Raw genomic sequence first — 24,194 nt, forward strand, 5'->3', positions numbered from 1 at the left:
CATCTTTATTAGAAGAATGCAAGGGGGAGGGGGTGATTTTTTAAATGGTCAATGAATTTCGGACATTGATTTATCTGTGCTGACCTGGGCGATCCTCGTTCAAATCTATAATTTTTCGATTTGGGAGAAGTCTAACTCTACCGGCGTTTCACGGCCGAACATGTTGACGTGGACTTTTACTTTCTGTTTATCCGTATCAATATACTCGATCGTTCCAGTAAAGTTTGCGAAAGGTCCGTCCGTTACTTTAACACTTTCCTTCACCTCAAAGTCAACCTCTGTTTTCGGTTTTTCGTTCATACCCATACGTTTGAGAACAGTGTCCACTTCTTCAGGAAGGAGAGGGATTGGTTTAGAGCCGGAGCCAGTCGATCCAACGAACCCTGTGACACCTGGCGTATTCCGTACGACATACCAAGAATCATCCGTCATGACCATCTCAGCTAAAACGTAACCCGGGAATACTTTCTTCTTTGCTATTTTTCTTTTACCATTCTTAATTTCCGCTTCTTCGTCTTCAGGGACTAGCACACGAAAAATTTTATCTTCCATTCCCATTGACTCGACACGCTTTTCTAAGTTGGTCTTTACTTTGTTTTCATAACCTGAATAGGTGTGAACAACATACCATCTTTTTTCCATTTGAACAGGACAAATGCTTGCCCTTCCCTCCCTTATATTAAATTTAATACTTTTTTCCAACATAAAAAACCCGTTAAACGGGTTTTTTGTGAGTCTATCTCCTATTATAGCATAAAATCTACTGTACTATTCTTTAGCAATGAGTTCAAGTACCTGGGATATCCCAAGATCAACAACGGCAAAGAAAACGGCAACGAAAGCTACTGTAGCTAAAACGGTAATCGTATAACGAGTAAGTTCACGACCTTTTGGCCAGCTGACCTTGCGCATTTCTCTAGCTACGTTCTTAAAGAACTTAAACATGGATGCCATACCCCCCAAACTTGTGCCTGCCGGCTTCTTTCTCTATTTCGTTTCGCGATGCAAGGTGTGTTTCCCGCACCTCTTGCAAAACTTACGAACTTCTAGACGTTCGGATTGACTCGATTGATTTTTATATGAACTATAGTTTCGACTAGAGCATTCAGTACAAGCTAATACTACTTTTTTTCGCATTGATTCGTCATCCTCTTCATTTAGAGGTTTACACACTCAATAAATGTAGCACTCTTCCTAAAGCCTGTCAATCTTCCATTTATAGAGTGATTTCGCTAATCTCCAAGTATTTCTCAAGTTTTCTTTTTACCCGTTGCAAAGCATTATCTATGGATTTTACGTGACGATCAAGCTCGACTGAAATCTCCTGATACGAACGCCCGTCCAAGTATAGGGAGAGGACTTTCTTCTCTAATTCGCTTAACAACTCTGAAATTTTTTCTTCCATGTCAGAAAATTTTTCTTTGTTAACAATCAATTCTTGTGGATCGATGGCTTTAGAGCCAGCGATCACATCTAACAATGTCCGATCAGATTCTTCGTCATAAATAGGCTTGTCCAGTGAAACGTAGGAATTTAAAGGGATGTGCTTTTGTCTGGTGGCAGTTTTGATTGCGGTAATAATTTGACGGGTGACGCATAGTTCGGCAAAGGCTTTAAAAGAAGACAGCTTTCCTTCCTGGTAATCGCGGATAGCTTTATAAAGACCAATCATACCTTCCTGCACAATATCTTCCCGGTCTGCGCCAATAAGAAAGTAAGTCCGAGCTTTAGCGCGAACAAAGTTCTTGTACTTATTAATTAAATAATCGAGAGCTTGGACCTGACCTTGATTAATCCGTTCGATAATCGCTTCATCCTCAAGCTTGCTAAGATCCAACTCATTGATGTCCATCTCCGTTTGAATGATGCTCACACAGGATCCCCCCGACCGTGCTACCTCAATATAGCAATATTATACAGTAAGCGCTTGAATAGCGTCAACAAGTTGTCAGAATTATTTATCTCCTCGCCGCCATTTTTCAAATAATTTTCTTACTTCTTCGTTCATCGGTATTTTCGGCTGGTACTGTACTTGATTGTGAGATTCAACATCTTTTTTTATCTGGTTTTCAATATTTTTAATCTCGATATACAATTCTCTAGCAGATTTTCGGAATGCTCCTTGTCCAAAGATCGTCCGCTGCTCTGCATAATCCGAGGTTGCCACATAGACCTGGGTCCGTACATCATTCAATTCTCCCGCTAATTTTTCTATCCGTTCATCTGCCGTTTCGTTTTCTTTTGTAAAAATAACATCAACTTTGTAATTTTTATGTTTTTTTTCTAAGCCTCGAACATGGTAAGCATCAAAAACGACAATGATCCGATCGCCAGTATAAGATTGATATTCCGCAAGCATTTCTATTAGAAGATCACGGGCCTGGCCTAGATCTTTTTCCTTCAGTCTCTTAAGTTCCGGCCAAGCACCGATCATGTTGTACCCATCTACGATTAGAACAATCATAAGTTATTCACCAATCGGATGGCGCTTTCTGTATACTTCATACATCAATAGCGATGCTGCTACCGACGCATTTAACGAGGTGACCTTTCCTGCCATCGGAAGACTTACTGTCCAGTCACACTTCTCTTTTGTCAGACGGCTCATGCCTTTTCCTTCACTGCCAATTACTAGAGCAATCGGCATCGTACCATCTAATTGTCGATAATCTTCTGTACCTTTTGCATCTGTCCCGACGACCCAGACAAAACGCTCCTTCAACTCTTCAATCGTGCGGGCAAGATTCGTTACTCGTGCAACAGGAATGTATTCAATCGCCCCTGTAGATGTTTTTGCAACTGTTCCTGTCAAAGCGACTGAACGCCTTTTAGGAATGATGACTCCATGCGCACCACTGGCATCCGCTGTACGCAGAATTGAACCAAGGTTGTGAGGGTCTTCAATTTCATCACAGATAATAAAGAAGGGAGCTTCCCCTTTTTCTTCAGCCTTAGCAAAAAGGTCCTCAAGATCACTATACTCATAGGCGGCTACCGACGCCGCTACACCCTGATGGTTGCCCTCGACGAGTTGGTCGATTTTTTTCTTAGGAACTTTTTGAACAATGACACCATTTTCCTTAGCCAGCTGTTCTAACTTCTTTGAAGCTTGATGCTGCAACTGATCGGACACAAGAACTTTATTGATCGATCGTCCTGAACGTAATGCTTCTTGGACCGGATTTTTCCCGATAATCCATTCTCCCTTCACTCTTCTCCACTCCTTTCTTCAACAAAATGGATGGCTTCAGTAATCAGTTCTTCCAGTCGTTCCGTTTGACCAGATAGATATAAAAATCCTAAAACCGCTTCAAAAGCTGTTGAATAGCGATAGGTTTGTACATCTGTACTTTTAGGGACAGACCCAGACTTGGCATTGCGGCCACGTCTGAGCACCCCTTCTTCTTCCTCTGTCAATTGCTCTTCTTTCTGCCAATGCTTTACGACCTCTGCCTGTGAAACTGCAGAGACAAACTTCACAGCTGCTTGGTGGAGATGCTGAGGTTTTACTGTACCCGACTCCAGCAGATGGTTCCGTACGTAAAGTTCATAAACCGCATCCCCCATGTAAGCAAGGGCGAGACTTTTCATCTGTTTCACATTTTCCATCTCTATCCCCGCTTCCAGCGTGTGCCTTGAGAAGTATCTTCTAAAATAATGTTTCTCTCTTTCAGTTCATCACGGATCTGATCAGCCCGTTCGAAGTTCCGATCTTTTCTTGCCTGCTTTCGTTCAGCAATTAATTGTTCGATCTCTTCATCCAAGAGTTCTTCCTGTTGCTCCAATTCAATTCCTAGAACATTCGTAAGCTCTTTGAATGTGTTCTCATAACGTTCTAATACTGCCGAATGAGTTTGGTTTTCCTGAAGATACAAGTTTGCTGATTTTGTCAGGTCAAAAAGAACAGAAATAGCGTTTGCCGTATTAAAATCATCATCCATCTCTTTAATGAACTGCTCTTTGTATCCATCAACTTCTTTCAGCCATTTTTCATTGTCCTCTTGCAAGTTCAAACTGGAATCTTTACGGTGCTTGATATTTTCAAATGCATTCTTGATACGGTTGAAACTGCTTTTCGCCCCTTCAAGCAATTCATCACTGAAATTGATCGGGTGGCGGTATTGCACGCTCAGCATAAAGAAGCGAATGACTTGTGGATCGTGCCTTTTCACAAGGTCATGAGCCAAAACGAAGTTACCTAATGACTTCGACATTTTTTCATTTTCGATATTAATATACCCGTTATGCATCCAATACCGCGCAAAGGATTCACCATTATGTGCTTCGGACTGTGCGATTTCATTTTCGTGGTGCGGGAAGGTCAAATCCTGCCCTCCAGCATGGATATCAATCGTTTCTCCCAAGTATTTTTTTGCCATCGTTGAGCACTCAATGTGCCAGCCTGGTCTTCCGGTCCCCCATGGACTCTCCCAGGAGATTTCGCTCGGTTTTGCTGCTTTCCATAACGTAAAGTCAAGCGGATCTTCTTTCTTATCGCCTACCTCAATGCGTGCACCTGAACGCAGTTCATCAATGGACTGGTGAGAGAGTTTACCATAGCCATCAAAAGAACGAGTACGGAAATAGACGTCACCGCCTGCTTCGTACGCATGGTCTTTTTCAATCAGCCCTTGGATAAAATCAATAATTTCATCCATGTTCTCTGTTACACGCGGGTGATCGACCGCTTCTTGAACTCCGAGTGCACCTACATCTTCCTTGTAGGCTTTAATAAAACGATTAGCAATCTCAGGGACTTCTTCCCCTAATTCATTTGCCGCTTTGATCAATTTGTCATCGACGTCTGTGAAATTCAGAACGTAATGGACATCATATCCGCGATATTCAAAGTATCTTCTCACCGTATCAAAAACAATCGCAGGACGAGCGTTTCCGATGTGGATGTAGTTATAAACAGTCGGGCCGCACACATACATCTTAACCTTGCCTTCTTCTAGCGGCTGAAAGGGTTCCTTTTTCCGTGTAAGTGTATTGTAAATATTAATACTCATTCTGGTTCACTCCTTTGGCTTCTTCTAGTTCTTTCCGTAAATGTGTGATTTCTTTCTCTAAATGGTTCAAGCGGTCATACACCGGATCAGGCAGCTTATGGTGGTCAAGATCTTTCTTGCGCACCTTTTTCCCGTCCTGAATGACGACGTGGCCAGGTATACCGACGACAGTTGAGTTGTTCGGTACATCATGTAGAACGACCGATCCAGCACCGACTTTAGAATTTTCCCCGATCGTAATGGATCCAAGTACTTTGGCACCTGTCGCGACTAAGGAATTATCCAAAAGCGTAGGGTGGCGTTTGCCTTTTTCTTTACCTGTTCCCCCAAGTGTGACGCCCTGGAATATCGTTACGTTATCTCCAATCTCGCAGGTTTCACCAATAACTACACCCATGCCATGGTCAATGAAAAAACGTTTGCCGATTTTAGCACCCGGGTGTATTTCAATGCCTGTAAAAAAGCGGCTGATTTGTGAAATGATCCTTGCTAAGAAGAAAAACTTACGTTTGAAACAAGCATGCGCCACTCGATGTCCCCATATGGCGTGCAGGCCAGAATACGTCAAAATCACTTCTATATAAGTCCTTGCAGCTGGATCCTGATCAAAGACAACATTGACATCTTCCTTCAACATTTTAAAAAGCCCCATACTTGCTCTCCTCCTTTATTAAAGAGTGATTCAGTGCCTACAATAAAAAACGCGTCTCTGTGCAATGATGCACAGAGACGCGTCAGGCGTGGTTCCACTCTGTTTGGGAAAAGTCATTCCCCACTTGGTCCTTGATAACGGAAGGTACCCGCTTCAACCTACTTCGTTCGGCTGAAGACTCCGAGGTGCATTTCGAAGACTTCCCTTAAAATCACTTCCAGCCACGGTGATTTTCTCTGGGTAAGGGCACTTTCTTCTACTTCTCCTCATCAACGTTTCGTATAGGTATCTTTACTATATGACAAATCCAAGCATTTGTGAACGGATTAGTTTTGCAACTTACTTAAAACATCGTCCAAGCGGACCGTTACCGTTTCTACTCCTAACAAGTGAATGGCATTCGGAAGCTCAGGACCATGGGTCTGGCCTGTTGTCGCTACACGGATTGGCATAAAGAGTTTCTTGCCTTTATGACCTGTTTCTTTCTGTACGGCTTTGATTTGCTTTTTGATGTTATCCGGTGTGAATTCTTCAAGCTCTTGAAGGTTCTTCTTGAACGTTTCCAACACTTCAGGTACTTGCTCGCCTTCTAATACATTCATAGCTTCATCGTCGTATTCGATCTCTTGCTTGAAGAACAGTTCTGTAAGCTCTACAATTTCCGCTCCGTAGCTAAGCTGCTCCTGATAGAGTGAAATCAATTCATGAGCCCACTTCTTATCTTCTTCGGTCATATCCTTGGAAAGACGTCCTGCTTCAATTAAATGAGGCAGCGTCAGCTCAACCACGCGGTCAAAGTCTGCTGCTTTAATGTACTGGTTGTTCATCCATTTCAACTTAGCAGGATCAAAAACCGCTGGTGAAGTGGATAGACGTTCCGCGTCAAAAATCTCCACAAGCTTCTCTTGAGTGAAGATCTCTTCTTCACCAACTGGTGACCATCCAAGTAAAGTAATAAAGTTGAACAATGCCTCAGGCAAGTATCCCAGATTTTTATACTGTTCGATAAACTGGAGAATATGCTCATCCCGTTTACTTAGCTTCTTACGATTTTCGTTTAAAATGAGAGTCATATGTCCAAATTTCGGAGGCTCCCACCCGAACGCTTCATAGACCATCATCTGCTTCGGTGTGTTGGAGATATGTTCTTCCCCGCGAAGCACATGAGTAATGTTCATCAAATGATCATCGATCGCTACGGCAAAGTTATACGTAGGTGTACCGTTCTTTTTCACTATAACCCAGTCACCGAAGTCGCTGGATTCGAACGTTATGTCTTCACGGACAATATCATTGAACTTGTACGTATGATTTTCAGGCACGCGAATACGGATACTCGGCTCGCGTCCTTCTGCTTCAAACTGTTCGATCTCTTCTTGAGTCAAATTACTGTGGGCACCTGAGTATTTAGGTGCTTCTCCTCGAGCGATTTGAGCTTCACGTTCTGCTTCAAGCTCCTCAGCTGTCATATAACATTTGTAAGCAAGACCGCGCTCAAGTAGCTCATCAACGTATTTTTGATATATATCAAGACGCTCCATTTGACGGTAAGGTCCGTACTCACCGCCCTTGTTCGGGCTCTCTTCCCACTCAACACCCAACCATTTCAGGTAGTTCAGCTGGCTTTCTTCTCCACCCTTCACGTTACGTTTTTCATCTGTATCCTCAATGCGGATGACCATTTTTCCTCCTGCATTTTTTGCATACAAATAATTGAACAAGGCTGTTCTCGCGTTTCCTATATGGAGATTTCCTGTTGGACTAGGTGCGTAGCGCACACGTACTTCATTCGACATAATTGTTCCCCTTTCCTAATTCCGAACTCTATCCTGATGTTATTTTATCATTTTTTGTTTAAGATTGTTGATTATTTTGCAAAAGGACAACTGCCTGTGCAGCAATTCCTTCTTTCCTTCCTGTAAACCCGAGTTTTTCAGTCGTTGTAGCTTTGACGTTAATGCGTCCAACTTCAACATCGAGAAGGCGGGCAATATTACTTTGGATTTCTTCGATATATGGAGCCATCTTAGGAGCCTGAGCAATAACCGTACAGTCCATATTTCCAAGGGTATACCCACGTTCTTTTACAATCGTCCAGACATGCTGCAGCAGTTTCCCTGAATCTGCGTCCTTGAACTCCGCATCTGTATCAGGAAAATGCTTACCAATGTCCCCTTCACCGATGGCTCCTAAGCAAGCATCAGCAACCGTGTGAAGCAAAACATCTGCATCTGAGTGGCCGAGCAGCCCTTTTTCATAAGGGATTTCAACCCCTCCGATGATACACTTTCGTCCTTCTGTTAACTGATGAACATCAAACCCTTGTCCAATTCGAAACATAGATGGGTCCTCCACCTTTCTCTCACGTTGGTTTTTCACATAAGATTCAGCTTTATGTAAGTCCTCAGGAGTTGTCAACTTAATATTGTCATAACTTCCTTTTACGATCGCCACTTCCTTACCTAACTGTTCAACGAGAGAGGCGTCATCTGTTCCATAGTATCCACGTTCTCTCGCCTCTTGATGCGCTTTATGAATCAAAGGATAAGAAAATGCTTGAGGGGTCTGCGCAGCCCATAACGTTTTCCGATCCAGCGTCGTCAAATGGTTTCCCTGCTTCTGCTTGATGGTATCCGTCACCGGAACCGCTAGTAATGCAGCTTGCTTTTCGCTCGTACATTCAGCTAGTTCATGGAGCCGATCCGCTTTGACAAAAGGACGAGCACCGTCGTGAATGAACACAGGAAGCTCTGTATGCCGAATAGCCTTGAGTCCCTCAAAAACGCTGTCCTGCCGTTCTGCACCACCATCAACAAGCCGAACATCTTTATTTATGGGAGAAGAAGCAAGAAGGGCTTCCATTTCCGATCGCTCACGCTCATTGGTCACTAAGACAATTTCTTCACACCAATCATCAGCGTCAAAGACCGATAAAGTATGCAGGATCAATGGCTGCTGATCAATCAATAGAAATTGCTTATTCCTTCCGGCGAGCATCCGCTTTCCCTGCCCAGCCGCAAGTATAATCGCTGTGTATTTTATCATAATATCCATCCTATATTGATTTATACCGTCATTCACGCTCATTAAAACAACAAAAGCGATAACACACAGGTTATCACTTTTGTCATTCTCTCTATTTGTTTATACCGTTTTTATAAGGCTTTTTCAAGTGATTTCGGCTTAGCGAAAATCATGCGGCCCGCTGATGTTTGAAGGACACTAGTAACAACTACATCGATTGTCTTTCCAATATAGTCTTTTCCTTCTTCCACAACAATCATCGTACCGTCATCTAAATAAGCAACACCTTGATTATGTTCCTTACCATCCTTGATGACTTGAATTTTCATTTCTTCTCCTGGAAGAACGACAGGTTTAACCGCATTCGCCAAGTCATTAATATTTAAGACTTGTACATTCTGAAACTCACAAACTTTATTCAAATTAAAATCATTCGTTACAACAATGCCGTCCATTACTTTAGCGAGTTTAACTAGCTTACTGTCCACTTCCTGAATATCCTCAAAGTCTCCTTCATAAATCTCCACATTTACAGGGAGATCCTTCTGCAGACGATTAAGAATATCCAGCCCCCGACGGCCACGGTTCCGCTTCAGTCCATCAGAGGAATCTGCAATATGTTGAAGCTCCTCCAATACAAACTGCGGTATAACAATTGTACCTTCTAAAAAGTGCGTCTCACAGATGTCTGCAATTCGCCCATCAATAATGACACTCGTATCCAGAATTTTCTCTTTAGGAATAAGAGAGGCATCCACTTTTGCTGAATCTTGCGAATTGGATGGTTCACCCTCATGGCTTTTATCTTTTTTAGATAGAAGACTTAGGAATTCATCTTTTCGCTTGAAACCTACCTGGAAACCTAAATAGCCAAGTAAAATCGTTAAGAATATCGGTACTACTTGGTTAACGACTTGAATCTGAATATCTTGTACAAATACATTAATCAGATAAGCGACAATCAGACCGACAATTAAACCGATACTGCCAAAAAGCAAATCAGCTACTGGTGCCCGGACCAGAGAATCTTCCACCCATCTGATGAAATCGACAATATAATCCACGACCCAAAAAGTTAATAAAAATAAAATAAGTGCTCCTAGTACGGCTCCTAGAACAGATTGTATCCAATTCTGCCAAGACAGCCCCATGGTTGTAAACAGTTCTGGAAAATAGAGGTAACCGATTGTTCCACCGGTTATTACAATAAATAACTGTACAATTCGTTTAAGCACTTGTATTCACCTCCTCACTCACAGTATGACCAAACCCTACAACCATTAATCGTATAAAAAAGGAATGATGGATATAAAAATAGCACAATTCCCAAAATAAGTCAATCAGTAAAACAAATATCATATCATATATATGGTAAATAAGTCAATTCTATTAAATATGACGATCTACGAACAGTTGTTCCTGAATACGTTCTAAACCATCTCGGATTTTCGAAGCTCTGATCTCTCCAACTCCATCTACTTCTACAAGTTCCTTGGTAGAAGCCTGGATCATGTCATCCAAAGTTCCGAACCGCTCTACCAAATGCTCAATAATTAAAGGAGGCAGGCGAGGAATCCGGCTTAGAATGCGATAACCTCTCGGGTGGATCGGATCGGCCATTTTTGTATTTGGAGAAAAACCTAATAACTTCAATATTTGTTCGTCTGACAATAGCTCCGTATTTGCGACTTCCTGCATTTTTCTCAAAATATAATAAGGTTCGTAATCCGGGCGTTTACTGTAATCTTTAAGCAGCAGCGCTGCTTCTTCTTCAATGTTGGAAACAAGCTCTGTCATTTGAAGTTGAATTAATCGCCCCTCTGTACCTAATTCATTGACGTAATTAATGATTTCCGTTTTTGTACGAAGTACCATTTCGACTCTATGAACGACCTGGATAACCTCAGAAAATGAAACCATATTTTCAAATTCCATAGCACCTAGATTCGTTATACTTTGGTCGAGTACATTTTTATATTTTTCAAGCGTCTGAATCGCTTGGTTCGCTTTTGTCAAAATAACACCAATATCTTTTAAGGAATATCTCAAGGAGCCTTTATAGAGCGTAATCACATTTCTTCTTTGAGAAATAGCAATAACCAGGGCACCTGTCTGCTTCGCCACACGTTCTGCCGTCCGGTGTCTCATACCAGTTTCCGTTGAATAGATATGAGGATCCGGCATAAGCTGTGCATTCGCAAAAAGAATTTTGGAACCCTCGTCACTCAAAATAAGGGCGCCATCCATTTTTGCCAGTTCGTAGAGATGGGCTGGTGTGAAATCAGCCTGGATATGGAAGCCCCCATCTACTAAATCTCGCATATGGTCTCCATAACCAAGCACGATCAGTCCTCCTGTGTTAGCCCTAAGGACATTATCAATGCCATCACGAAGCGGGGTTCCCGGAGCAACCAGTTTTAAAATTTCCCCTATTCCATTGTCTTTCATTTCATGCCACTCCATCATGCATCCCCCAGTGTCACCTTCATAGCCTCTTGTACAGTGCTAACCCCGATGACTTGAATTTCAGTAGGCGGTGTCCAGCCATCCATATTCTTCTTAGGAATAATCACTCGTTTAAATCCAAGTTTAGCAGCTTCTTGCACACGCTGTTCAATACGTGCGACCCGTCTGATCTCGCCAGTCAGCCCCACCTCACCGACGACCACATCGTCTGGGTTGGAGGCCTGATCTCTAAAACTTGAAGCAATGCTGATCGCTACAGCAAGGTCAATTGCGGGTTCATCAAGCTTCACTCCACCTGCAACTTTCACATAAGCGTCCTGGTTTTGTAAAAGCAGCCCCGCTCGTTTTTCCAACACAGCCATTAAAAGTGGAACTCGGCTGTTATCAAGGCCAGTCGCCATGCGTCTCGGATTACCAAAGGCTGTCGGAGAGATCAATGCCTGGATTTCGACGAGCACGGGCCTCGTCCCTTCCATAGAAGCAACGACAATCGACCCAGCCGCTCCCTGTGATCGTTCTTCCAGAAATATTTCAGAAGGATTGAGGACTTCTTTCAACCCTTGTTCTTTCATTTCAAAAATGCCCATCTCATGGGTACTTCCAAATCGGTTTTTCACGCTTCTTAGAATTCTGAATGTATGATGACGTTCTCCTTCGAAATAGAGTACGGCATCTACCATATGTTCGAGCAACCTCGGTCCTGCGATCGAACCCTCTTTAGTAACATGCCCCACAATAAAAATCGGGATACCTTTACTTTTGGCAATTCTCATGAGTTGACTTGTACACTCACGCACCTGCGATACGCTCCCTGGCGCGGAAGTTACGTCCTCTTTAAATATCGTTTGAATCGAGTCGATTACCACAAATTTAGGATCGATCGCCTCGATTTGATTAATGACATCTTGCAAGTTGGTTTCGGACAGCACGTATAGCTGATCCGATGATATACCTAAACGTTCTGCCCTAAGCTTTGTCTGTCGTGGAGACTCCTCCCCAGACATATAAAGGACCGGCATGTCCTTATTCGCAATTTGAGCAGACACTTGAAGGAGTAAGGTTGATTTTCCGATACCCGGATCTCCGCCAATTAAAACCAGTGAGCCTGCGACGATTCCGCCTCCAAGAACACGGTTAAATTCTGGCATATCCGTAGGTAAACGCGGTTCTTTCTGAGATTTAATTGCATTTATTTTTTCTGGTTTGCTCGACACTGACGTGGAACTCGTTTGGAAAACGTGCCGTGAACTCGTGCTGGCCGCACTGACTTCCTCGACTAATGTATTCCATTGGTGACACCCTGGACACTTCCCCATCCATTTGGGTGTTTCATAGCCACATTCCTGGCAAACAAACTTTGTTTTTCTTTTTGCCAAGATCATCGCTCCTTCTCTGTATAGTTTATACGATATGTCTTGTGAAAAAGTTTCATGATCGTATCATTTATATTAAGATTCCCTTACTAGAATCATATAAGAATACGAAAAAAACCGGAAGGCAAACGCCTCCCGATTTTTAAAATTGAATCTAATGGTTCACATTGTGATTAATTTGTTGATTCTTGCTGGGTGTGAACGACGAATTCTTTGTTGTCATTTAAGTCAATTCTTACTTTTTGTCCTTTAGCAATGTTTTCTTTCAACAGCTCTTCAGACAATAAATCTTCGACGTTTTTCTGAATGGAACGACGCAGTGGTCGAGCTCCATATTCCGGGTCAAAGCCGGATTCAGCAATGTGTTGAATGGCTTCGTCTGAAAGCGTGAAGTCGATCTCTTGCTCTTGCAGACGTTTTCTTAGCTCTTCAACCATAAGTGTAACGATATCTTTCATGTGTTTACGTTCAAGAGAATGGAACACAATCGTTTCATCGATACGGTTCAAGAATTCTGGGCGGAAGGCTTTCTTAAGCTCATCTGTCACTTTAGACTTCATGTCTTTATAATCCTGATCGCCATCTCCCATGGAGAAGCCAACGTACTTATTACGTTTAAGCTCCTGAGCACCTACGTTTGAAGTCATGATCAGTACGGTATTACGGAAGTCAACAACGCGTCCTTTAGAATCTGTAAGTCGTCCGTCTTCAAGCACTTGTAGCAAGATGTTGAATACTTCAGGGTGTGCTTTTTCAATTTCATCAAGTAGAACAACAGAGTAAGGTTTCGTTCTGACTTTCTCAGTCAGCTGACCACCTTCATCGTAGCCTACGTAGCCTGGAGGTGAACCTACAAGACGAGACGTGCTGTGTTTTTCCATATACTCAGACATGTCGATACGAATCATCGCATCTTCATCTCCGAACATGCTCTCGGCTAGTGCACGAGCAAGCTCTGTTTTACCGACACCTGTAGGACCTAGGAAAATGAAGGAGCCGATTGGACGCTTCGGATCTTTAAGTCCGGCACGAGCCCGGCGAATAGCTTTAGAAATAGCTTTAACTGCTTCATCCTGACCAATGACACGATTGTGAAGCGTTTCTTCCAGTTGAAGGAGACGTTCACTTTCGTCTTTCGTCATTTTAGAAACCGGTACTCCAGTCCAAGTAGACACGACAGAAGCGATATCTTCTACTGTTACTTCTGAATCTTCCTGACCTTGTTTTTCTTTCCATTCATCTTTTGTTTGCTCAAGTTCATCTCGAAGTCTTTGCTCAGTATCCCTTAGAGAAGCCGCCTTTTCGAATTCTTGGCTTTGAACAGCTGCGTCTTTTTCTTTGCGTACTTCCTCAAGCTTCTGCTCTAGTTCTTTTAGATTCGGCGGAGCTGTATAGGAACGAAGTCGTACTTTAGAAGCCGCTTCATCAATCAAGTCAATCGCCTTATCCGGAAGGAAGCGATCGGTAATATAACGATCTGAGAAACGTACCGCAGAGTCAATGGAATCATCCGTAATCGTTACACGGTGGTGAGCTTCGTAACGGTCACGAAGTCCTTTAAGAATTTGAACAGATTCATCTAGTGTTGGCTCATCAACCTGGATTGGCTGGAAACGACGCTCAAGGGCAGCGTCTTTTTCAATATATTTACGGTACTCATCCAGTGTAGTGGCACCGATACATTGCAATTCACCACGGGCAAGAGATGGCTTAAGAATGTTAGAAGCATCAATTGCGCCTTCAGCACCACCAGCACCAATCAATGTGTGAAGCTCATCTATGAAAAGAATGATGTTGCCAGCCTGGCGGATTTCCTCCATCACTTTTTTCAAGCGATCTTCAAACTCACCGCGATATTTAGTACCAGCTACGACCGTACCCATATCCAATGTCATAACTCGCTTATCACGTAGAATTTCCGGTACTTCATTGTTCATAATTTGCTGGGCAAGGCCTTCAGCAATGGCTGTTTTACCTACACCCGGCTCCCCCACAAGAACAGGGTTGTTTTTCGTACGGCGGCTTAGCACCTGGATCACTCGTTCAATTTCTTTGCTTCTGCCGATGACCGGATCGATGTTTCCTTCTTTAGCAATCGCTGTTAAGTCTCGCGCCAGTGAATCCAAGGTTGGAGTATTTGCACTTGCTGCTTGACCTGCAGAGCCTCCTCCCCGGCGGTTTTGGCCTCCAGTAGACTCATTGTTGCCTAACAGCTGCAGCACTTGCTGACGAGCTTTATTTAAGCTTACACCAAGATTATTTAATACGCGGGCAGCGACGCCTTCACCTTCTCGGATCAATCCTAGAAGAATATGTTCGGTTCCCACGTAGGAATGACCCAATTTACGCGCTTCATCCATAGATAATTCAATCACTTTTTTAGCACGTGGTGTGTAGTGGATCGTCTGTGATACTTTTTCACCTTTTCCAATCAGTTTCTCAACCTCTTGCTGGATTTTAGATGATTCTAGACCGAGAGCTGTTAATGCTTTAGCCGCTATACCTTCACCTTCACTGACTAATCCAAGTAAAATGTGTTCAGTTCCAATGTTGTTATGACCTAATCGAACAGCTTCTTCTTGTGCTAACGCAAGTACTTTCTGAGCTCTTTCTGTAAAACGCCCAAACATCATGGACAATCCCTCCTAACATTATTCTTCATTTTCTAATTGAAGTCTTTCTCGAATTAGTGATGCTCTTCGAATATCCCTTTCATCAGGACTTAGTGTGGTTTTTGCATATTGTTGCAAAAATCCAGGCTGAGTTAAAATCATCAGCTCATTCAATATAGTCTTAGGAATATGATCAATGAAGCCAAGATCAATTCCTAACCTAAGATCAGATAAACACTTAGCCGCTTCTTTAGACTCTATGATACGACTGTGCTTCAGAACACCATATGATCGGAAAATTCTGTCTTCCAACTGGATTCCAGAACGGTTCATCAATGCATCTCTTGCTTTTCGTTCCTGATCGATCAACTGCTTCACTACACTATGGAGATCTTCCACAATATCCTGCTCGGATTTACCCAATGTAATTTGATTCGATATTTGATAAATGTTTCCCACAGCCTCGCTGCCTTCTCCATAGATTCCCCTTACAACTAAGCCTAATTGGTTAATAGCCGGGGTCATACGGTTAATTTGCTGCGTCATCGATAAGGCTGGAAGGTGCATCATCACGGATGCGCGCATCCCTGTCCCCACGTTTGTCGGACATGCGGTCAAGTATCCGCGCTTTTCATCAAAAGCGTAATCAATCTTTTCTTCCAGCCAATCATCCAGTTGAGAGGCCTGCTCTAATGCTCGATCAAGCTGGAAGCCAGGAAAATAAAGTTGAATCCTGATATGATCTTCCTCGTTGACCATGACCGATACTTGTTCATTTTGAGAAATGAGTGTAGCAGATTGATCGGATTTCTCAGCTAAATGAGGACTGATCAAATGTTTTTCCACCAATACCCGCTTTTCAACAGGCTGCAGCTCTTTCATCTTTACAAGCTCAAAATTATCATAATCCCTGAAGGATTGTCTTTTGAATTCTTCGTTAAAAAATTCGAGGATTTTTTCTAACGTTTCTTCAGAAGCGACCGTTGGAAAAGGATGCTGCGAGAAATTCCGAGCCAGTCGAATGCGGCTGCTCATTACAATATCGCTATCCGGCCCCTCCTGCTTCATCCAAGGGCTTATCGCCTCGTTCATAAACTGTTGCAATGACATTATTGTTCACCGTCCTCCCCCTCATGAAGTTGGCTTTGCAAAGATTTGATCTTATCTCTAACTTTCGCTGCTTCCTCGAATTCTTCCTGCTCGATTAATTGTCGAAGCTTGGATTTATAATCATCAAGCTCTCTTTTCATGTGCAGGTTGCCGCCTTCTCGTTTAGGTATTTTCCCATCATGAGTAGTGTTGCCACTATGAACACGCCTTAAAATAGGATTCAATTTTTCATCAAAAGTTTGATAACAGGTTGCACAACCAAATTTTCCTGTTCGTGCGAACTCTTGATAAGTTAGTCCGCATGTTGGACACTTCAGCTGAGTTGATTTTTTATACGGCTGGGTACTTTTATTACTGAACGTCGACGGACTTTCTGTATGAAATAGACCAGAAAGGAGGTCATTCAATGTGAAATTCTCTTCCCCGTAGCTCATATACCCTTTATCTTTGGCACACTGTTCACATACGTGAATTTCTGTCTTTTGACCATTGATGACTTGAGTTAAATGAACGGTTGCCTGTCGTTGGTGACAGTTTTGACATTCCATCTCATTTCTCTCCCTTCTCCTTAACTTTTATATTTAAGAGTAAACAGTAAAGCTGTCATGATTCGAGATCGAACTTCATCACGTAAGGGGAGAGGAAAAGCTAGTACTTCGCGGTCAATAATACTTTGTATTATTTTCGCTTCCCTATTTGTTATGATTTCACTTTCTAAGAGACGGGTGATAACATCAAACGCTGCTGTTTGGGAAACTTTCGGCTGAACCATATCCATAATTTCTTCAATCATATCTGAATCTTTCTTATGCTCGATCCGACTAATCCGGATATATCCGCCTCCACCGCGTTTACTTTCTACTATATATCCTTTTTCCACTGTGAAACGTGTCTTAATCACATAATTGATTTGAGAAGGCACACATTGAAATTGGTCAGCAATTTCACTCCGCTTAATTTCAATCGTCTTTTGATGATCTTCATCTAAAATGTTTTTTAGATACTCTTCGATGATATCGGAGATATTCCTCATTTACCCTCCCCCTTTTTTGACTTTGACTATCTTTGACTTTAATTTTATTATACTCATTTTTTTGTAATACGCAACTAAAATGTTTATATAGAATACATCTCTCATGATTCCCTGTTTCTTCTTAAGTTAAAACAAAAAAACTACGTAGAATTCTACGTAGTTTTAATCACGGTGGCTGACCTGGATCACCTCAGTAATGTTGGATAAGGCTTGAAGCAGAGGAGCAGCTTGATAGGTCTGCTTTTTATCTAGACCTATAATAAGCTTTTGATAATCATTCTCCTGTTTCTTTATATCTATTTTATTTACGTATAAATTCGCATCCTCAAAGACTGCCAACACTTGATTCAAGCGGATATTCGGCTCTACTTTAATGTAAAACACATGCTTGCTATTGGTGTTGAATTTTTTCTTCTCAATCTTATTCAAGAACACGAGACTAAGTAAGACGAGGAGGGTAGTTATTGTAGCAATGTCATACATTCCCGCACCAACGACTAAGCCGATACCCGCCACGGTCCAGATGGATGCCGCAGTCGTTAATCCCCGAATAGTCATTCCATTTACAATAATCGTCCCTGCTCCTAAAAAGCCGATGCCGCTGATTACGTAAGAAGGTATACGGGCTGGATCAAATCGTACATTCTCATACTGATCCATAAACTCTTCAAAACCATAGAGCGATAATAGCATCATGAGACATGCACCAATTCCTACTAATATATGCGTTCGGAAGCCAGCAGAATGGTTTTTCAGTTCACGTTCAAATCCAATTAGTCCTGATAAAAGTAGTGCCATCATTATTCGAAAAATAAATATAAAGATATCATCATCAAAAAAGTAAGACCATTCCATCTAGATCCCTCCTTACCTTCATTATATGTACCACACTATGAATATAGAAAAAACCAGAAGCATATGACTTCTGGTTTCTTGCATTTGACGTGGCGGCGTCCTACTCTCACGGGGATCGACCCGACTACCATCGGCGCTGAAGAGCTTAACTGCTGTGTTCGGCATGGGAACAGGTGTGACCTCTTCGCCTTCACCACCACATCATATAAAGTTTGAGGTGAACCCTCAAAACTGGATAAGAATCACAAACATCGGAAACGGTCTTTCATGGTAGATAGATAAGTCGTCGATCAATTAGTATCCGTCAGCTGCACGTGTCACCACGCTTCCACCTCGGACCTATCAACCTCATCGTCTCTGAGGGATCTTATTACCTTATAGGTAAGGGAAATCTCATCTCAAGGAGGGCTTCATGCTTAGATGCTTTCAGCACTTATCCCGACCACACGTAGCTACCCAGCTGTGCTCCTGGCGGAACAACTGGTACACCAGCGGTGTGTCCATCCCGGTCCTCTCGTACTAAGGACAGCTCCTTTCAAATTTCCAACGCCCACGACGGATAGGGACCGAACTGTCTCACGACGTTCTGAACCCAGCTCGCGTACCGCTTTAATGGGCGAACAGCCCAACCCTTGGGACCGACTACAGCCCCAGGATGCGATGAGCCGACATCGAGGTGCCAAACCTCCCCGTCGATGTGGACTCTTGGGGGAGATAAGCCTGTTATCCCCGGGGTAGCTTTTATCCGTTGAGCGACGGCCCTTCCATGCGGAACCGCCGGATCACTAAGCCCGACTTTCGTCCCTGCTCGACTTGTAGGTCTCGCAGTCAAGCTCCCTTGTGCCTTTACACTCTGCGAATGATTTCCAACCATTCTGAGGGAACCTTTGGGCGCCTCCGTTACCTTTTGGGAGGCGACCGCCCCAGTCAAACTGCCCACCTGACACTGTCTCCGGACCGGATCACGGTCCTGGGTTAGAATGTCCGTACAGCCAGGGTAGTATCCCACCAGCGCCTCCACCGAAGCTAGCGCTCCGGCTTCCAAGGCTCCTACCTATCCTGTACAAGCTGTACCAACATTCAATATCAGGCTACAGTAAAGCTCCACGGGGTCTTTCCGTCCTGTCGCGGGTAATGTGCATCTTCACACATAGTATAATTTCACCGGGTCTCTCGTTGAGACAGTGCCCAAGTCGTTGCACCTTTCGTGCGGGTCGGAACTTACCCGACAAGGAATTTCGCTACCTTAGGACCGTTATAGTTACGGCCGCCGTTTACTGGGGCTTCGGTTCAACGCTTCGCTTGCGCTAACGCATCCCCTTAACCTTCCAGCACCGGGCAGGTGTCAGCCCCTATACTTCGCCTTACGGCTTCGCAGAGACCTGTGTTTTTGGTAAACAGTCGCTTGGGCCTTTTCACTGCGGCTCCTCGGCAGAGGAGCACCCCTTCTCCCGAAGTTACGGGGTCATTTTGCCGAGTTCCTTAACGAGAGTTCTCCCGCTCACCTTAGGATCCTCTCCTCGTCTACCTGTGTTGGTTTGCGGTACGGGCACCTCTTTCCTCACTAGAGGATTTTCTTGGCAGTGTGAACTCAGGAGCTTCGGTACTTTAGTTCCCTCCCCATCACAGCTTGACGTTGCCGGACGGATTTGCCTATCCGACCGTCTCACTGCTTGGACGCGCTCATCCAATGGCGCGCTCTCCTTATCCTCCTGCGTCCCCCCGTCGTTCAAACGGAAAGGAGGTGGTACAGGAATATCAACCTGTTGTCCATCGCCTACGCCTTTCGGCCTCGGCTTAGGTCCCGACTAACCCTGAGAGGACGAGCCTTCCTCAGGAAACCTTAGACTTTCGGTGAAAGAGATTCTCACTCTTTTTTCGCTACTCATACCGGCATTCTCACTTCTAAGCGCTCCACCAGTCCTTACGGTCTGACTTCACGGCCCTTAGAACGCTCTCCTACCACTGATCGTAAGATCAATCCGCAGCTTCGGTGGTGTGTTTAGCCCCGGTACATTTTCGGCGCAGAGTCACTCGACCAGTGAGCTATTACGCACTCTTTCAATGATGGCTGCTTCTAAGCCAACATCCTGGTTGTCTAAGCAACTCCACATCCTTTTCCACTTAACACACACTTGGGGACCTTAGCTGGCGGTCTGGGCTGTTTCCCTTTCGACCATGAACCTTATCACCCACGGTCTGACTCCCAGGACAAAGTCGATGGCATTCGGAGTTTGACTGAATTCGGTAACCCGATAGGGGCCCCTCGTCCAATCAGTGCTCTACCTCCATGACTTTCTATCCTGAGGCTAGCCCTAAAGCTATTTCGGAGAGAACCAGCTATCTCCGTGTTCGATTGGCATTTCACCCCTACCCACACCTCATCCCCGTAATTTTCAACTTACGTGGGTTCGGACCTCCAGTCAGTGTTACCTGACCTTCATCCTGGACATGGGTAGATCACACGGTTTCGGGTCTACGACCGCATACTCACTCGCCCTATTCAGACTCGCTTTCGCTGCGGCTCCGCTTCTGCGGCTTAACCTCGCATACGGTCGTAACTCGCCGGTTCATTCTACAAAAGGCACGCCGTCACCCATAAACGGGCTCCGACTACTTGTAGGCACACGGTTTCAGGTTCTCTTTCACTCCCCTTCCGGGGTGCTTTTCACCTTTCCCTCACGGTACTGGTTCACTATCGGTTACTAGGGAGTATTTAGCCTTGGGAGATGGTCCTCCCGGATTCCGACGGAATTCCTCGTGTTCCGCCGTACTCAGGATCCACTCCGGAGGAAAGAAGGTTTTGACTACAGGGCTGTTACCCTCTATGGCTGAGCTTTCCAGCTCGATTCGTCTACCTTCCTTCTTGGTAACTCCAATGGAGTGTCCTACAACCCCAGAGAGCAAGCTCTCTGGTTTGGGCTGTTTCCGTTTCGCTCGCCGCTACTTGGGAAATCGCGTTTGCTTTCTCTTCCTCCGGGTACTGAGATGTTTCAGTTCCCCGGGTGTGCCGTCCTATACCTATGGATTCAGTATAGGACACTGTTCCATTACGAACAGTGGGTTTCCCCATTCGGAAATCTCCGAGTCAAAGCCTACTTACGGCTCGTCGAAGCATTTCGGTGTTAGTCCCGTCCTTCATCGGCTCCTAGTACCAAGGCATCCACCGTGCGCCCTTATTCACTTAACTATCTTGTGAAAAGACGTTGTTTCAATTGATGTTTGATGTCTTGTCATCATCAGGATTATCGAAAGATAATGCCTGATCATGTCTTATCCAGTTTTCAAGGTTCACATTGAAAGATCTTTTGATCTCTCAAAACTGAACAACCAACCATGTACGCTTCCGTTTCTATCCTTAGAAAGGAGGTGATCCAGCCGCACCTTCCGATACGGCTACCTTGTTACGACTTCACCCCAATCATTGGCCCCACCTTCGGCGGCTGGCTCCAAATGGTTACCTCACCGACTTCGGGTGTTGCCAACTCTCGTGGTGTGACGGGCGGTGTGTACAAGGCCCGGGAACGTATTCACCGCGGCATGCTGATCCGCGATTACTAGCGATTCCGGCTTCATGCAGGCGAGTTGCAGCCTGCAATCCGAACTGAGAATGGTTTTATGGGATTTGCTACACCTCGCGGCTTCGCTGCCCTTTGTACCATCCATTGTAGCACGTGTGTAGCCCAGGTCATAAGGGGCATGATGATTTGACGTCATCCCCGCCTTCCTCCGGTTTGTCACCGGCAGTCACCTTAGAGTGCCCAACTGAATGCTGGCAACTAAGATTAGGGGTTGCGCTCGTTGCGGGACTTAACCCAACATCTCACGACACGAGCTGACGACAACCATGCACCACCTGTCACTTGGTCCCCGAAGGGAAATCCCTATCTCTAGGGAGGTCCAAGGATGTCAAGACCTGGTAAGGTTCTTCGCGTTGCTTCGAATTAAACCACATGCTCCACCGCTTGTGCGGGCCCCCGTCAATTCCTTTGAGTTTCAGCCTTGCGGCCGTACTCCCCAGGCGGAGTGCTTAATGCGTTAACTTCAGCACTAAGGGGTGGAAGCCCCCTAACACCTAGCACTCATCGTTTACGGCGTGGACTACCAGGGTATCTAATCCTGTTTGCTACCCACGCTTTCGCACCTCAGCGTCAGAGACAGACCAGAGAGTCGCCTTCGCCACTGGTGTTCCTCCACATATCTACGCATTTCACCGCTACACGTGGAATTCCACTCTCCTCTTCTGTCCTCAAGTTCCCCAGTTTCCAATGACCCTCCACGGTTGAGCCGTGGGCTTTCACATCAGACTTAAGAAACCGCCTGCGCGCGCTTTACGCCCAATAATTCCGGACAACGCTTGCCCCCTACGTATTACCGCGGCTGCTGGCACGTAGTTAGCCGGGGCTTCCTCGTTAGGTACCGTCAAGGTACCGCTCTATTCGCACGGTACTTGTTCTTCCCTAACAACAGAACTTTACGATCCGAAGACCTTCATCGTTCACGCGGCGTTGCTCCGTCAGACTTTCGTCCATTGCGGAAGATTCCCTACTGCTGCCTCCCGTAGGAGTCTGGGCCGTGTCTCAGTCCCAGTGTGGCCGATCACCCTCTCAGGTCGGCTACGCATCGTCGCCTTGGTGAGCCGTTACCTCACCAACTAGCTAATGCGCCGCGGGCCCATCTGTAAGTGATAGCTAAAAGCCATCTTTCAACTCTCCTCCATGCGGAGGAAAGTGTTACCCGGCATTAGCCCCGGTTTCCCGGGGTTATTCCGGTCTTACAGGCAGGTTGCCCACGTGTTACTCACCCGTCCGCCGCTCGTTCCACGAGCATCACCCCCGAAGGGGATCAGCTCGCTTCCCGCGCTCGACTTGCATGTATTAGGCACGCCGCCAGCGTTCGTCCTGAGCCAGGATCAAACTCTCCATAAAAAGTAAAGTTTGACTTGCTCATTTGCACACCGAATGTGCTTGTTGTTTTCTTCTTTAAATAAGAAGAAATAATTGACGTACTGGTTGGTTCGTTCAGTTTTCAAAGATCAAATTAGATAATGGTGGAGCCTAGCGGGATCGAACCGCTGACCTCCTGCGTGCAAAGCAGGCGCTCTCCCAGCTGAGCTAAGGCCCCGTTAATTTTGGGAATGGTCGGGAAGACAGGATTCGAACCTGCGACCCCTTGGTCCCAAACCAAGTGCTCTACCAAGCTGAGCTACTTCCCGTATAATGGCGCGCCCGAGAGGAGTCGAACCCCTAACCTTCTGATCCGTAGTCAGACGCTCTATCCAATTGAGCTACGGGCGCATATGAGATTATGGTGCCGAGGGCCGGACTCGAACCGGCACGGTGGAAACCCACCGCAGGATTTTAAGTCCTGTGCGTCTGCCAATTCCGCCACCCCGGCTTGGCAAGTTTATGTTAGCTTCGTGTTAGTTATCAATTAAGTAGCTCTTTAAAATAAATGGAGCGGAAGACGGGATTCGAACCCGCGACCCCCACCTTGGCAAGGTGGTGTTCTACCACTGAACTACTTCCGCATAATGCGGGTGGAGGGACTTGAACCCCCACGCCGTGAAGCACTAGATCCTAAATCTAGCGTGTCTGCCAATTCCACCACACCCGCATAATAAATGGTGAGCCATGAAGGATTCGAACCTTCGACCCTCTGATTAAAAGTCAGATGCTCTACCAGCTGAGCTAATGGCTCGTGCAAAAGAAAGAAAACTAAATTTTATATGGTGCCGGCCAGAGGACTTGAACCCCCAACCTACTGATTACAAATCAGTTGCTCTGCCAGTTGAGCTAGGCCGGCTTCCTCTAATGGTGTTATTAATGGTGGAGGATGCAGGGATCGAACCTGCGACCCCTTGCTTGTAAGGCAAGTGCTCTCCCAGCTGAGCTAATCCTCCGGATTTAAATAAAGCTTGGCGGCGTCCTACTCTCACGGGGATCGACCCGACTACCATCGGCGCTGAAGAGCTTAACTGCTGTGTTCGGCATGGGAACAGGTGTGACCTCTTCGCCGTCGCCACCAAACCTTTTATTCTCTTTTTTCAAGGACAAG

At 45.0% G+C, this 24,194-nt stretch carries 19 protein-coding genes, 9 tRNA genes, 4 rRNA genes and 1 other annotated feature; all 32 genes read right to left on the reverse strand.

Annotated features, from left to right (window positions below; genetic code table 11):
* Window positions 1-105: 105 nt before the first annotated feature.
* The 32 genes from nusG to rrf (HM131_RS00655) all read right to left on the reverse strand — a co-directional run bounded on the left by nusG (window position 106) and on the right by rrf (HM131_RS00655) (window position 24,166).
* Window positions 106-642 carry a transcription termination/antitermination protein NusG gene (gene nusG, locus HM131_RS00500; protein WP_085031714.1) on the reverse strand — a complete coding sequence of 179 codons (537 nt, stop codon included), beginning with the start codon at window positions 640-642 and terminating at the stop codon, window positions 106-108.
* A 126-nt stretch (window positions 643-768) separates the two neighbouring features.
* Entirely contained in the window at window positions 769-945 is a 177-nt protein-coding gene (gene secE / locus HM131_RS00505; RefSeq protein WP_085026919.1) for a preprotein translocase subunit SecE, read from the reverse strand.
* A gap of 42 nt (window positions 946-987) precedes the next feature.
* Window positions 988-1,137, reverse strand: coding sequence for a 50S ribosomal protein L33 (gene rpmG / locus HM131_RS00510; RefSeq protein ID WP_085026921.1), 150 nt, complete (start codon window positions 1,135-1,137; stop codon window positions 988-990).
* A gap of 79 nt (window positions 1,138-1,216) precedes the next feature.
* Window positions 1,217-1,873: an RNA polymerase sporulation sigma factor SigH gene (sigH, locus tag HM131_RS00515; protein ID WP_085026923.1), complete on the reverse strand. Its 657-nt coding sequence runs from the start codon at window positions 1,871-1,873 to the stop codon at window positions 1,217-1,219.
* 81 nt (window positions 1,874-1,954) lie between these two features.
* A complete protein-coding gene (locus tag HM131_RS00520) occupies window positions 1,955-2,464 on the reverse strand; it encodes an NYN domain-containing protein (protein ID WP_085026925.1) in 510 nt (169 codons plus the stop codon).
* Between the two features lie 3 nt (window positions 2,465-2,467).
* Entirely contained in the window at window positions 2,468-3,211 is a 744-nt protein-coding gene (gene rlmB / locus HM131_RS00525) for a 23S rRNA (guanosine(2251)-2'-O)-methyltransferase RlmB (protein WP_085026927.1), read from the reverse strand.
* Window positions 3,208-3,609: a Mini-ribonuclease 3 gene (locus HM131_RS00530; RefSeq protein WP_085026929.1), complete on the reverse strand. Its 402-nt coding sequence runs from the start codon at window positions 3,607-3,609 to the stop codon at window positions 3,208-3,210. The genes rlmB and HM131_RS00530 overlap by 4 nt, the downstream gene beginning before the upstream one ends.
* A 2-nt stretch (window positions 3,610-3,611) precedes the next feature.
* Complete coding sequence (gene cysS, locus HM131_RS00535; RefSeq protein ID WP_085026931.1) at window positions 3,612-5,012, reverse strand: cysteine--tRNA ligase; 1,401 nt, start codon at window positions 5,010-5,012, stop codon at window positions 3,612-3,614.
* Window positions 5,002-5,664: a serine O-acetyltransferase gene (cysE, locus tag HM131_RS00540; protein ID WP_085026933.1), complete on the reverse strand. Its 663-nt coding sequence runs from the start codon at window positions 5,662-5,664 to the stop codon at window positions 5,002-5,004. The genes cysS and cysE overlap by 11 nt, the downstream gene beginning before the upstream one ends.
* Before the next feature lie 70 nt (window positions 5,665-5,734).
* Window positions 5,735-5,946, reverse strand: a binding site (T-box leader).
* A gap of 44 nt (window positions 5,947-5,990) precedes the next feature.
* Window positions 5,991-7,460, reverse strand: a complete 1,470-nt coding sequence (gene gltX, locus HM131_RS00545) for a glutamate--tRNA ligase (RefSeq protein ID WP_085026935.1) — start codon at window positions 7,458-7,460, stop codon at window positions 5,991-5,993.
* A 58-nt stretch (window positions 7,461-7,518) separates the two neighbouring features.
* Window positions 7,519-8,751, reverse strand: a complete 1,233-nt coding sequence (locus HM131_RS00550) for a bifunctional 2-C-methyl-D-erythritol 4-phosphate cytidylyltransferase/2-C-methyl-D-erythritol 2,4-cyclodiphosphate synthase (RefSeq protein WP_332308726.1) — start codon at window positions 8,749-8,751, stop codon at window positions 7,519-7,521.
* A 68-nt stretch (window positions 8,752-8,819) separates the two neighbouring features.
* Window positions 8,820-9,923: a PIN/TRAM domain-containing protein gene (locus HM131_RS00555; RefSeq protein WP_085026939.1), complete on the reverse strand. Its 1,104-nt coding sequence runs from the start codon at window positions 9,921-9,923 to the stop codon at window positions 8,820-8,822.
* Between the two features lie 154 nt (window positions 9,924-10,077).
* Complete coding sequence (disA, locus tag HM131_RS00560; RefSeq protein ID WP_085026941.1) at window positions 10,078-11,151, reverse strand: DNA integrity scanning diadenylate cyclase DisA; 1,074 nt, start codon at window positions 11,149-11,151, stop codon at window positions 10,078-10,080.
* Window positions 11,151-12,530: a DNA repair protein RadA gene (gene radA, locus HM131_RS00565; RefSeq protein WP_085026943.1), complete on the reverse strand. Its 1,380-nt coding sequence runs from the start codon at window positions 12,528-12,530 to the stop codon at window positions 11,151-11,153. Before radA ends, disA begins: the two co-directional genes overlap by 1 nt.
* Window positions 12,531-12,700: 170 nt before the next feature.
* Window positions 12,701-15,160, reverse strand: coding sequence for an ATP-dependent protease ATP-binding subunit ClpC (gene clpC, locus HM131_RS00570; RefSeq protein ID WP_085026946.1), 2,460 nt, complete (start codon window positions 15,158-15,160; stop codon window positions 12,701-12,703).
* A gap of 18 nt (window positions 15,161-15,178) precedes the next feature.
* Window positions 15,179-16,249 carry a protein-arginine kinase McsB gene (locus HM131_RS00575; RefSeq protein WP_085026948.1) on the reverse strand — a complete coding sequence of 357 codons (1,071 nt, stop codon included), beginning with the start codon at window positions 16,247-16,249 and terminating at the stop codon, window positions 15,179-15,181.
* Entirely contained in the window at window positions 16,249-16,797 is a 549-nt protein-coding gene (locus HM131_RS00580) for a protein-arginine kinase activator protein McsA (RefSeq protein ID WP_085026950.1), read from the reverse strand. The genes HM131_RS00575 and HM131_RS00580 overlap by 1 nt, the downstream gene beginning before the upstream one ends.
* A gap of 20 nt (window positions 16,798-16,817) precedes the next feature.
* Entirely contained in the window at window positions 16,818-17,282 is a 465-nt protein-coding gene (locus HM131_RS00585; protein WP_085026952.1) for a CtsR family transcriptional regulator, read from the reverse strand.
* A 162-nt stretch (window positions 17,283-17,444) separates the two neighbouring features.
* The gene (locus HM131_RS00590) at window positions 17,445-18,137 is read right to left on the reverse strand and encodes an MgtC/SapB family protein (protein ID WP_085026954.1); all 693 of its coding nucleotides are present in this window, start codon (window positions 18,135-18,137) and stop codon (window positions 17,445-17,447) included.
* A gap of 87 nt (window positions 18,138-18,224) precedes the next feature.
* Window positions 18,225-18,338 (reverse strand): 5S ribosomal RNA (rrf, locus tag HM131_RS00595).
* Between the two features lie 73 nt (window positions 18,339-18,411).
* Window positions 18,412-21,327, reverse strand: a 23S ribosomal RNA gene (locus HM131_RS00600).
* Between the two features lie 172 nt (window positions 21,328-21,499).
* Window positions 21,500-23,065 (reverse strand): 16S ribosomal RNA (locus HM131_RS00605).
* 120 nt (window positions 23,066-23,185) lie between these two features.
* Window positions 23,186-23,261: transfer RNA gene (locus tag HM131_RS00610), tRNA-Ala, on the reverse strand.
* Between the two features lie 14 nt (window positions 23,262-23,275).
* A tRNA-Pro gene (locus HM131_RS00615) sits at window positions 23,276-23,352 on the reverse strand.
* Between the two features lie 5 nt (window positions 23,353-23,357).
* Window positions 23,358-23,434 (reverse strand) — tRNA-Arg (locus HM131_RS00620).
* Window positions 23,435-23,445: 11 nt separating this feature from the next.
* Window positions 23,446-23,534, reverse strand: a tRNA-Leu gene (locus HM131_RS00625).
* A gap of 58 nt (window positions 23,535-23,592) precedes the next feature.
* Window positions 23,593-23,667 (reverse strand) — tRNA-Gly (locus HM131_RS00630).
* A 4-nt stretch (window positions 23,668-23,671) separates the two neighbouring features.
* Window positions 23,672-23,753 (reverse strand) — tRNA-Leu (locus HM131_RS00635).
* A gap of 8 nt (window positions 23,754-23,761) precedes the next feature.
* Window positions 23,762-23,837, reverse strand: a tRNA-Lys gene (locus HM131_RS00640).
* Window positions 23,838-23,866: 29 nt separating this feature from the next.
* Window positions 23,867-23,942, reverse strand: a tRNA-Thr gene (locus tag HM131_RS00645).
* Window positions 23,943-23,963: 21 nt separating this feature from the next.
* Window positions 23,964-24,039: transfer RNA gene (locus HM131_RS00650), tRNA-Val, on the reverse strand.
* Window positions 24,040-24,052: 13 nt separating this feature from the next.
* Window positions 24,053-24,166 (reverse strand): 5S ribosomal RNA (rrf, locus tag HM131_RS00655).
* The 16S, 23S and 5S rRNA genes sit together here with 9 tRNA genes alongside, the layout of an rRNA operon.
* Between the last annotated feature and the right edge of the window lie 28 nt (window positions 24,167-24,194).

The organism is Halobacillus mangrovi (assembly GCF_002097535.1).
In the GTDB taxonomy this organism is placed as follows: domain Bacteria; phylum Bacillota; class Bacilli; order Bacillales; family Halobacillaceae; genus Halobacillus; species Halobacillus mangrovi_A.